Origin of the sequence: Acidovorax sp. HMWF018 (genome assembly GCF_003061035.1) — a bacterium.
In the GTDB taxonomy this organism is placed as follows: domain Bacteria; phylum Pseudomonadota; class Gammaproteobacteria; order Burkholderiales; family Burkholderiaceae_C; genus Acidovorax; species Acidovorax delafieldii.
This window is the reverse complement of the sequence record NZ_QAIM01000411.1, coordinates 1-7,850: the sequence shown is the minus strand read 5'-3', so window position 1 is coordinate 7,850 and position 7,850 is coordinate 1. Positions and strand designations below refer to the sequence as shown.

General features: G+C 65.6%; 8 protein-coding genes. 1 reads left to right on the top strand and 7 read right to left on the bottom strand.

Annotated features, from left to right (window positions below):
- Positions 1–87: 87 nt before the first annotated feature.
- The 5 genes from htpX to DBR23_RS16930 all read right to left on the bottom strand — a co-directional run bounded on the left by htpX (position 88) and on the right by DBR23_RS16930 (position 5,295).
- Complete coding sequence (gene htpX / locus DBR23_RS16950; RefSeq protein ID WP_056745306.1) at positions 88–966, bottom strand: protease HtpX; 879 nt, start codon at positions 964–966, stop codon at positions 88–90.
- Positions 967–1,152: 186 nt separating this feature from the next.
- Entirely contained in the window at positions 1,153–1,926 is a 774-nt protein-coding gene (locus DBR23_RS16945) for a DUF3025 domain-containing protein (RefSeq protein ID WP_108499021.1), read from the bottom strand.
- Positions 1,911–2,951: a dihydroorotase gene (gene pyrC / locus DBR23_RS16940; RefSeq protein WP_108499027.1), complete on the bottom strand. Its 1,041-nt coding sequence runs from the start codon at positions 2,949–2,951 to the stop codon at positions 1,911–1,913. The genes DBR23_RS16945 and pyrC overlap by 16 nt, the downstream gene beginning before the upstream one ends.
- A 130-nt stretch (positions 2,952–3,081) precedes the next feature.
- Positions 3,082–4,071 (bottom strand): tripartite tricarboxylate transporter substrate binding protein, encoded by a 990-nt coding sequence (locus tag DBR23_RS16935; protein WP_099731250.1) that lies wholly within the window; start codon positions 4,069–4,071, stop codon positions 3,082–3,084.
- A gap of 42 nt (positions 4,072–4,113) precedes the next feature.
- Entirely contained in the window at positions 4,114–5,295 is a 1,182-nt protein-coding gene (locus tag DBR23_RS16930; RefSeq protein ID WP_056059337.1) for a M20 family metallopeptidase, read from the bottom strand.
- A 99-nt stretch (positions 5,296–5,394) separates the two neighbouring features.
- On the opposite strand from DBR23_RS16930, the gene DBR23_RS16925 reads away from it, so the two are divergent.
- Positions 5,395–6,315 (top strand): MurR/RpiR family transcriptional regulator, encoded by a 921-nt coding sequence (locus tag DBR23_RS16925; protein ID WP_108499020.1) that lies wholly within the window; start codon positions 5,395–5,397, stop codon positions 6,313–6,315.
- A gap of 107 nt (positions 6,316–6,422) precedes the next feature.
- Here DBR23_RS16925 and DBR23_RS16920 read toward each other — a convergent pair whose 3' ends face one another.
- Together DBR23_RS16920 and DBR23_RS16915 are read right to left on the bottom strand one after the other, a co-directional pair.
- Positions 6,423–7,160, bottom strand: a complete 738-nt coding sequence (locus DBR23_RS16920; protein ID WP_056059339.1) for an amino acid ABC transporter ATP-binding protein — start codon at positions 7,158–7,160, stop codon at positions 6,423–6,425.
- Positions 7,161–7,200: 40 nt separating this feature from the next.
- Positions 7,201–7,850: amino acid ABC transporter permease (locus DBR23_RS16915; RefSeq protein WP_108499019.1), on the bottom strand; the 650-nt coding region annotated here is incomplete at its 5' end.

Here is a 7,850-nt window from a genome sequence, read left to right as displayed (position 1 = left end):
CGCAACGCAACAACAAAAAGGCCGCCACAGTGCAAGACTGTGGCGGCCCTCGGTGCCGATCAGGCGTTGCGCCTGAGGCGGTTCGGGTTATTGCTGCTGTGCGTTCTGCAGCGCAGCAATGCGCTCTTCAATGGGCGGGTGGGTGCTGAACAGCTTGCCAATGCCACCGGCGATGCCCATGGCCGCCACGCTCTTGGGCAGCTCGCCGGGGTGCATGCCACCCAGGCGGGCCAGCGCGTTGATCATGGGCTGGCGGCGGCCCATCAGCTGGGCTGCGCCCGCGTCGGCGCGGAACTCGCGCTGGCGGCTGAACCAGGCCACGATCATCGCGGCCACAAAGCCCAGCACGATGTCGAGCACGATGGTGGTCACGTAGTAGCCGATGCCGGGGCCCGAGCTGTTCTCGTCGTTCTTGCGCAGGAAGCTGTCCACCGCGTAGCCAATGACGCGCGACAGGAACACCACGAAGGTGTTCATCACGCCCTGGATCAGCGTCATGGTCACCATGTCGCCGTTGGCGATGTGGGCCACTTCGTGGCCGATCACGGCCTCGACCTCGTCGCGGGTCATGCCCTGCAGCAGGCCGGTGGACACCGCCACCAGGGCGGAGTTCTTGAACGCGCCCGTGGCAAACGCATTGGGGTCGCCTTCAAAGATGCCGACTTCGGGCATGCCGATCTGGGCCTGGTCGGCGAACTTGCGCACGGTCTCGACGATCCAGCGCTCGTCCGGCGAGCCGGAGCCATCGATCACGCGCACACCCGAGGTCCACTTGGCCATGGGCTTGCTGATGAGCAGCGAGATGATCGCGCCGCCAAAACCCATGATGAGCGCGAAGCCCAGCAGCGCGCCCAGGTTGAGCCCGTTGGCCGTGAGGTAGCGGTTCACGCCCAGCAGGCTGGCCACCACCCCCAGCACGACAACGACGGCCAGGTTGGTCATCACAAACAAAAGGATCCGCTTCATGGAATGGTTTCTCCGTGGGGTAAACAACAACGAGTGTTTGCTGGCTCAGATGGGGGCCGGGGGCGCCGCTTCAAGCGCCAGTCTCCAGGCGGCGAGGCCGTGGCAGCCCCCCATGGCCGCGATTTCATCGCGCTATGGTAGGTGCAAACCCCGGCCGGGGCCTTATCACACAAGCCTTGGCGGGAATTACGAAACCGCCGCAGCCCGCAAGGGCCGGAACACCTGCGCATCGGCATAGAAGCCCGGCGCTGCATTGGCCGGCCACCAGCCGGGCACGCCCAGCACCGGCAGCGGCGTGAAGGGCTTGCTGGACCATGCCGAGGCCTCCACCTGCCCTGCCAGCCACGCATCCACCTCCGCTATGGAATCAATAGCTGCCGGCGCATGAAATACGTGCGCCACCATGGGTTTTCGCGGGAAAACCAGCTTTTCGAGCAGTGCGTGCCCGAACAGCACCAGCCGGACCTGACCCCACAGCGGGCGCAGGTCGATGAACAGGCGCTGCCAGTCCCTCGCCCGGAGCGCGTCCCACAGGGCATCCGGCGCCTGCAGCAGTGCGCCGTTTTCATCAAACACCGTGAGTGCATCGCGCAGCGGTCCGCGCACGGCCTGCACGCCATCGGCGGCGATGGCCTGGGCCTGCAGCTGGTTCAGGCGCCGCTTGGTGTGCGGAAACCGCAACCACACCAGGCCGTTGAAAAAGTCGTGCAGGTTGTCGCGCGTGGGCACGCGGCGGGTGTCCCAGATGTACTGCTCGTAGGCGGTGCCTTCGGGCAGCGCGGACTGGGGCACAAAGACCACGGGAGCACCCTGCGGCGCTGCGGTCTGCAATGCCTGGTGCACCGATGGGTCATCCTGCAACAGCTCCCGGGCCAGGGGTTGGCCCAGGCCGCGCCACGGCGCCAGCCAGGGAGCGCTCCAGTCGATGGCGTCGAAGGGCGGACTTACACCAGCCGCCACGGCAGGGCTTCACCGGCGCGCAGGGGCTTGAGTTCGGCTTCGCCAAACGCAAAGCTGTCGGGCGGCGTCCACGACTCGCGGCGCAGGGTGATGGTGGTGGTGTTGCGCGGCAGGCTGTAGAAGTCCGGGCCGTGAAAGCTGGCGAAGCCTTCGAGCTGGTCGAGTGCCCCGGCATTGTCGAACGCCTCGGCATACATCTCGATGGCCGCGTGGGCGGTGTAGCAGCCCGCGCAGCCGGTGGCGTGCTCCTTGAGGTGCGCCGGGTGCGGTGCACTGTCGGTGCCCAAAAAGAACTTGCTGCTGCCGCTGGTGGCAGCCTGCACCAGGGCCACACGATGGGTCTCGCGCTTGAGCACCGGCAGGCAGTAGTAATGGGGGCGCACGCCGCCGATGAAGATGGCGTTGCGGTTGTACAGCAGGTGGTGCGCGGTGATGGTGGCGGCGGTGAAGCGGTCGGCGCTGGCCACGTAGTCGGCCGCATCCTTGGTGGTGATGTGCTCGAAGACGATCTTTAGCTCGGGGAAGTCGCGGCGCAGCGGGATGAGCTGCTGCTCGATGAACACGGCCTCGCGGTCGAACAGGTCGATATCGCTGCTGGTCACTTCGCCGTGCACCAGCAGCAGCATGCCGGCCTTCTGCATGGCTTCCAGCGTTTTATAGGTCTTGCGCAGGTCGGTCACGCCCGCGTCGCTGTTGGTGGTGGCGCCTGCGGGGTAGAGCTTGCAGGCCACCACGCCTGCGGCCTTGGCACGCACGATTTCTTCGGGTGGGAGGTTGTCGGTCAGGTACAGCGTCATCAGCGGCTCAAAGCGCATGCCTGCGGGCACGGCGGCCAGGATGCGCTGCTTGTAGGCCAGGGCCTGCTCGGCCGTGGTGACCGGTGGGCGCAGATTGGGCATGATGATCGCACGCCCGAACTGGGCGGCGGTGTGGGGCACGACGGTGTGCAGGGGCTCGCCGTCGCGCACGTGCAGGTGCCAGTCGTCGGGGCGGGTGATGGTGAGGGTTTGGGGGGCTGCAGTCATGGGCGTCATTGTCCCATTGCGGACATGCCGCCTCCAAGCGCTCTCATTTTCATAGCTAGCAAGGCATATGTTCGTAGCGCTACCGCATGAATCGGCTCATCACGGTAGCGCCAGGGGCAGATCTGCCGGTTTATTCGGCGGTGATCCCTGCGCGTTTGACGACCGCGCCGAACTTCACCATCCGGTCCGCCATCATTTTTTCGAACGCGGCGGGCGACATCTCTTCCGGCACGATCACGCCACGGTCCTTGAGGTTGGCCACCATGGCGGGCGATGTGGCCACTTGGCGCACGGCCTTGTATAGCGTCTGCACCACCGCATCGGGTGTGCCCGCAGGCGCGGCCAGGCCCGTCCAGGAGGTGAGGTTGAGCTCGGGGTGGCCCACCTCGGCCATGGTGGGCACATCGGGCAGTTGCGGCAGGCGCTGGTCGGCCGCCACGGCCAGGGCGCGCACCTTGCCCGCCTGGATGTGGGGCAGCATGATAACCAGGTTGTCGAGGATGAACTGCACCTCGTTGCCCAGCACGCCTGTGATCAGCGGCGTGCCCCCGCGGTAGGGAATGTGCGTGGTGAACACGCCCGTGGAGACCTTGAGCATTTCCACGTTGAGCTGGCCCATGCTGCCCACGCCGCCGCTGCCGTAGTTGAGCTTGCCGGGGTTCTTCTTGGCGTAGTCGATGAACTCCTTGAAGGTCTTGAAAGGCAGGCTGCTGTGCACCACCAGGGCGTTAGGCTGGCGGCCCAGGATGGCGATGTTTTCAAAGTCCTTGACGGGGTCGTAGCCGATCTTGGGCTGGGTGAGCGGGTTGGCCAGGTGGCTGCTTTGCGACGACACCACCAGGGTGTAGCCGTCGGCCTTGGAGCGCGCCACATACTGCGCGCCCACCGAGCCACCCGCGCCGGCGCGGTTTTCCACCACGATGGGCACGCCCAGCACGCGCGACAGCGGCTCGGAATACTGGCGCGCCATGATGTCCACCGACCCACCCGGCGGGAAGGGCACCACCAGCGTGATCGGGCGCGAAGGGAACTTGTCTTGCGCCATGGCGGGCAGCGCGGCCAGGCCGGCAAGGCCCAGTCCGGTGGTCAGAAGATGGCGACGGGAAGGTGTGGTGTGCATGACGATCAAAGAACTCAAAAAAGGGGCGGGAGGTACAAGAAATCAGGGGTGTGCCAGCACGGCCAGCGCCACGGCCTGCGCGCGTGGCACAAAGGTGGACAGCTCGCAGTACTCGCGTTCGGTGTGTGCGTGGCCGCCCACCGGGCCCGTAGCGCACAGCGTAGGCACGCCCACCGATGCGGTCAGGCCGCTGTCGGCCGCGCCGCCGGTGAACTCGCCTTGCACCTCAAAGCCCAGCGACCGCGCGCCTTGCTGGTACAGCGCCAGCAGGTCGTCCGGGGTGGGCTTCATGGGCAGGGTGCGGCGCGTGGTGGTGATGCGGCCCTGGGTACGGGGCACGGACTCTTCTTCGACGATGGCACGCACGCGCTCCAGCAGTTCGTCGGGGTTGGTGTCGGCGGTAAAGCGCAGGTCCACCTCAGCGCGGGCGTGTGGGGCCACCATGTTGGGCACGATGCCCCCTTGCACCACGCCCACGTTGCAGGTGACGCCCGTGGCCGGATCGGTCAGCGCATGCAGCGCAAGGGTCTTGCGGGCCAAGGCTTCGATGGCACTGGCGCCAGCGGCGTGGTTGATGCCTGCATGCGCGGCCACGCCCTGCACCTCGAACTCCACCACCATCGAGCCCTTGCGGCTGGTGACCACGTTGCCGCTGACACGGCCGGGCTCGGCGTTGAACACCACACGCGCCCCCCGCACGCGGGCCATGATGAGGTCACGCGTGGCGGGCGAACCGATCTCTTCATCGCATGAGAAGAACAGGTGCAGCGGCGCCTGCAGGCCGCCGCAGCGCGCAAAGGCCTCGGCCACAAACACGTTGAGCACCAGGCCGGACTTCATATCGGCCACGCCTGGGCCGTAGGCGCGCCCCGCTTCTTCGCGGTAAGGGCGCTTGGCCACGGTGCCATCGGGAAACACCGTGTCCATGTGCCCCATGAGGATGATGGGCGCGCCACCGGCTGCAGCGCCCTCTGCCGGGTTGACCTGCGCATGCAGCAGCACGCCATAGCCGGGCACGGGCTCGAACTGCACCGGCACACCGGCCGCCTGCAGGCGCTCGGCCAGGGCATGGGCCACGGCTGTCACGCCAGCCTCATTGCGGCTGCCGCTCTCGATATTGACCACTTTTTGCAACAGGTCTTGCATGGACTGCTGCTGTCTGGCCAGCCAGTCCAGGACCTGCGCACGCACCGGCAGCAGACCTTCGTTCAGGGTATTGAGCATCGTTGTCCTTGGGCAAGCCCCAGGTAGGGGCAAAATTTGGGTCGAAGTGTTGCACGCGACCCGGAGTTCTGCAACGTATTTTGCACGAATGAGAATTTTATGAAATCATCATTGCACGAATCCAGCGCCTTGCTGACCGAGCGGCTGGCCCGCCAGGACGCCGACCTGACCGCCAGCGAACGGGCGCTGGCCGAGGCCCTGGGGCGCGACTACCCCCACGCCCTGCTGGAGTCCGCCACCGCCCTCGCTGCGCGCACTGGCACCAGTGCATCGACCGTGGTGCGGCTGTTTGCCAAGCTGGGCTACGGCAGCTATGCCGAGGCCCAGCGCGAGGCGCGGGCCGAGGTCACCGCCCTGCTGCAAACGGCGGGGCAGCGCGCGCCGGTCACCATCGGCACCCGACGCAGCCTGCAGCAGTGTGTGGACGACGCGCTGCTGCACGACCAGCACAACCTCACCACCACGCGCGACGGACTGGACATGGCGGCCTTCGAGACCATGGTGGCACGTATCGCACAGGGCAAGGGACGCATCTTTGTGCTGGCGCAGATCAACAGCGCCCCGGTGGCCGCCTGGCTGGCGCTGCACCTGAACATGTGCCGCCCGGGCGTGCACGAACTGGGGGCTGGCGCGGTGGATGCCACCGACCAGCTGCTGTGGATCCAGCCCGAAGATGCCTTGCTGGTCTTCAGCATCCGCCGCTACGCAAGCGGGCCGGTGAAAGTGGCGCAGCGCTTTCGCGACGCCGGGGCCCAGGTGCTGGCCATCACCGACAGCGCCGCTGCGCCCTTGGCCGCGCTGTCCCACCACCGGCTGCAGGTGCGCACGTCCAATGCGTCGCCGTTCGACTCCTACACCGCCGCGTTCTTCCTGTGCAATGCGCTGGTGTCGGCCGTGGCCCAGCTGCGGCACAAGGCGGTGTCCGAGGCATTGAAGCGACGCGACGATCTGTGGACGGATTTCGAGTCGCAACTCATCGTGGAAAGCCCCTCGCCAGCCGGTCGGCGGAGCAAGCGTTAGCCTGCGCGCGGCAGACGTTCAGCCCTGGGTGGCCCCATGAAAAAAGCGCTCCAGAGAGCGCTTTTTTTGTAGCCCCCAACCCTTGCGGCAGGGGGGGCAAGCACCGTTCAGTGCTGCAGAATCTTGTTGAGGAAGTCCTTGGTACGCGGCTGGCGTGCGTCGGGGTTGTTGAAGAAGTCGTCCTTGGAGCAGTCTTCCAGGATCTTGCCGCCCACGTCCATGAAGATCACGCGGTTGCTCACCTTGCGCGCAAAGCCCATTTCGTGGGTCACGCACATCATGGTCATGCCTTCGTTGGCCAGGCCCACCATCACGTCCAGCACTTCACCGACCATTTCGGGGTCGAGCGCGGATGTGGGTTCGTCGAACAGCATCACGATGGGGTCCATGCTCAGCGCGCGCGCAATAGCCACACGCTGCTGCTGACCGCCCGAGAGCTGGCCGGGGAACTTGTCCTTGTGGGCGATCAGGCCCACGCGCTCCAGCATCTTGAGGCCGCGCTTCTTGGCGTCGTCCGCGCTGCGGCCCAGCACCTTGATCTGCGCAATGGTCAGGTTGTCCGTCACCGACAGGTGGGGGAACAGCTCGAAGTGCTGGAACACCATGCCCACGCGGCTGCGCAGCTTGGGCAGGTTGGTGCTGGGGTCATGCAGCTTCACGCCATCGACCGTGATCTCGCCCTTCTGGAAAGGTTCGAGCGCGTTGATGGTCTTGATGAGTGTGGACTTGCCGGAGCCCGAGGGCCCGCAGACCACGACCACTTCACCCTTGTTGATGGTGGCCGAGCACTCGTTGAGCACCTGCACCGGGCCATACCACTTGGATACGTTTTTGAGTTCGATCATTTCTTTTTCCTCAATCCAATCTCTTTTGCACCAGCCTCGATCAGCGGATGATCGCGATCTTCTGGTGCAGGCGCTTGACCGCCCAGGACAGCGCATAGCACATGATGAAGTACAGAACCGCAGCGGCCAGGTACGCCTCGATCGGACGACCAAAGTTCTTGCCCGCCACTTCAAAGCCCTTGAGCATGTCGTAGGCGCCAATGGCGTAAACCAGCGACGTGTCCTGGAACAGGATGATGGTCTGGGTGAGCAGCACGGGCAGCATGTTGCGGAACGCCTGGGGCAGCACCACCAGCTTCATGTTCTGGCCGTAGGTCATGCCCAATGCCTGGCCGGCGTACACCTGGCCGCGTGGGATGGACTGGATGCCAGCGCGCATGATTTCGCTGAAGTACGCTGCCTCAAAGGCAATGAAGGTGATGACTGCCGACACTTCCGCGCCAATGGGGCGGCCGATGATGGCGGGCACCAGCAGGAAGAACCACAGGATCACCATCACCAGCGGAATGGAGCGCATGCCGTTGACGTAGATGGTGGCAGGCACATCCAGCCACTTCTTGCCCGACAGGCGCATGAGTGCCAGCACGGTGCCGAACAGCACGCCCCCGATGGTAGCCACCAGCGTGAGGATCAGGCTGAAGTACAGCCCCTTGAGCACGAAGTTGGAGATCAGGTCCCAGTTGTAGAAGG